Source organism: Rhodanobacter sp. FW106-PBR-R2A-1-15, from assembly GCF_058789735.1.
Genome location: NZ_JBYTEM010000068.1, coordinates 1 through 650 on the forward strand (window position 1 = coordinate 1; position 650 = coordinate 650).

A 650-nucleotide genomic window follows, 5' to 3' on the forward strand; every position below is an offset into this window, starting at 1 on the left:
ACCCCCGGCACCCTGCTCGACATCCAGCTCGACGACCGTGCGCTGTTCCTCGCCCGCTGGCAGCGCCTGCTGCAGGACACCCTGGCCGACAGCCGCGACCCTTCACTGCAGCCGCTGCGCCAACTCACCGCCACATGGCACGGCCGGGCCGCCGTCGACAGCGTCGATTACCGCCTGGTACGCGCCTTCCGCAACCAGGTCGGCGAAGCGGTGCTGGCGCCGTTCGCCGCCCGGGTGCAGCAGCGCTACGCGGATTTCAGCTGGCCCCGCGAGACCAGCGCCGAGGCGGCGGTGTGGGCCCTGGTCCATCAGCAGCCGGCGGCATGGCTCGATCCGAAATATCCGGATTGGCATGCCCTGCTCATCGACGCGGCGAAGCAGGTGGCGGACGAACTCGGCCGGCAACCCGGCGGTCTCGCTGCGCGCAGCTGGGGCGAACAAAACCGCACCGGCATCCGCCACCCGTTGTCCGCCGCGTTGCCATCGTGGCTGGGCCACTTCATCGACATGCCCGACCAGCCGATCTCCGGCGACAACAACATGCCGCACGTCGCCGCGCCCGGCTTCGGTGCCTCCGAGCACCTGGTCGTGGCTCCCGGCCAGGAGGCCCGCGGCATCCTCAACATGCCCGGCGGCCAGAGCGACCACCC

General features: G+C 71.2%; 1 protein-coding gene. It reads left to right on the forward strand.

Annotated elements, in window-relative coordinates:
* On the forward strand, positions 1 to 650 hold a 650-nt coding region (locus tag AC3WTD_RS18520; protein WP_492614662.1), incomplete at both ends, for a penicillin acylase family protein.